Source organism: Rhizobium sp. SEMIA 4085 (assembly GCF_013004495.1).
In the GTDB taxonomy this organism is placed as follows: Bacteria; Pseudomonadota; Alphaproteobacteria; order Rhizobiales; family Rhizobiaceae; genus Rhizobium; species Rhizobium gallicum.
Map to the genome: position 1 here is coordinate 1 of NZ_JABEPH010000620.1, position 1,872 is coordinate 1,872.

Annotated in this window: 2 protein-coding genes; both read right to left on the reverse strand. The window is 60.7% G+C overall.

Annotation, left to right across the window (positions count from 1 at the left end; translation table 11 throughout):
* Positions 1-152: 152 nt before the first annotated feature.
* Entirely contained in the window at positions 153-1,049 is an 897-nt protein-coding gene (locus C9413_RS31715) for an NAD(P)-dependent methylenetetrahydromethanopterin dehydrogenase (RefSeq protein WP_040115771.1), read from the reverse strand.
* 14 nt (positions 1,050-1,063) lie between these two features.
* A partial coding sequence (locus C9413_RS31720) for a beta-ribofuranosylaminobenzene 5'-phosphate synthase family protein (RefSeq protein WP_210263681.1) occupies positions 1,064-1,872 on the reverse strand: 809 nt, incomplete at its 5' end.

Below are 1,872 nucleotides of genomic sequence, written 5' to 3' on the forward strand. Positions count from 1 at the left end.
GGCTTATACTGCCCGACAGGCGCGCCGTCCTCTCGGAAAGGGCCACCGTATCGCAATCGCAGAACAGATCGGCCACCAGCGGTCGATAGCCGGCACGGCGCGCTGCTGCGGCAAGTGACCGGCCGGAAATGGCCGCGATCATAATCGCAGGACTATTTTTCGATGCTGCGGGCAAGGGTGAAAGCATCCTGAAAATCATAAATTACCGGTTTTTCAGCGCCGATCATCTGTTTGAACAGCCCTGATTGGGTCTTGTACTTGATATTGCCGATAGAAAGCGGACCGATGCCGACTGCGGCGGTTTCCCCGAGCGTGTCGGCTTTCGCATGGACGGCCAGGCCCTCGATGCCTGCCGGCGGCACGGCGTTGACATCTGCCGCAACAAGCAGATTTGCTGCCTGGCGCAGTTGTTCGGCAGAGATCACCTTGACGCCAGCCTTGGCTGCGGCCAGCACCACTTCGGCCTGGCGCATCAATTCCGTCTTCCTTTCTTCCGTTGAACCGTCCGCCGCTTTCACAGTGACGCCGAAGCGGGCCTTGATGGCCTCGGCGATGGCTTCGACACGCGCAATTCCGTCGTGACCGACCAGCGTGACGTCTGCGCCCTCCTTGGCTGAGATCACCGCGGTGCAGTAGCCGACGACGCCGGTCGCGCCGAAAATGCTCACTTTCGTTGCCGCCAGCTCACGATTGTGGAGTTTTCCAAGTGTTTTCTCCACTCTGGCGACCATCGCTGCGGCGGTGGTAAACGAGCCGGCAGGATCGGCGAAGACAGACACCTCGAAAGGGGGCACCATTGCCTGCTTTGCGGCATCGATCATGTCGAGTGCCAGGATCGTATCACGCCCGGCAATAAAAATGCCGGTGGCAACGCCGGCATCGGGCGGACGTGAGAAGACCGCATCCTGGACAAGGCCGGCTATGTCGGCGAGCGCCACGTCAGTGTAAGGAACGACATGGTCATAACCCGCATCAAGGGCCATATTGACGTCGAACGGGCTCATCTGCTTCAATGGCGTAAGCATATGGAGAATGGTTTTCCGGCTCATTTGGCTCGCCTTCTTTAGTATGTTTCCCGACCCAGTTCGAATTGCTGCGGCGCCCTCGTTCGCGCGATCTGCGCCCCCTCATTTCTGCCGGCGACGATGCGGATTGTCGTTTGTGTGTCCATCAGCGCGGCGCAAGCGACAACCCGCTCGGCAGCCGCCTGAGATGCGGCAAAGGCAAATCCGGTCGGTCCCCAGGAACTTTGCCCGATGCCGACGGCTCCGCATTCGGCAAGCCTTGCGAGCGTCCTTTCGACCGCCGGACTTGTAAAACGGCCGCCTTGGGCCGGCGCAAAATAATCGCCCAGCGTTTGCTGGATTGCCGTGACCGCATTGCCGAAAGTCGCAATGTCCTTTTCGATCGCGGCGGGCATGATCTCCATCAGCGCATGGCGGCAGATCGAAGCTGAGCCGGTTGCAGGAAACGGCGCTAGCGCGCGGAATGCCTTGATTTCGGCGTCTCCGTGAATTCCGTGAGCAAGGCTGTCCAGAACGAGGATGATGCGCCACTCGCTCGGAAACGGAATGCGGGAAATGACGGTCGGGGTCAGATCGTCCCTGGCCTTGCCCGCATCGAAGATGAGACCGCCTTCCTCGAAGGCGGCAATGCCGATTCCCGATCGTGCGCCGCGCCCCAGGAAGGCCGCATCCTCGCGGATGTGGAACGGCAAATCATGCAAGCTTCGAAGCGCTGCGGAAACGGCGAGCGCCAGCTGGGTTCCAGACCCCAACCCGGCATGGGCCGGGATTGTCTCTCGAACCATCACCCGGCGCTCTCTTCTACCCATCTCCGAGCCCGACGAGCTTATTGGACACCTGCATGCCG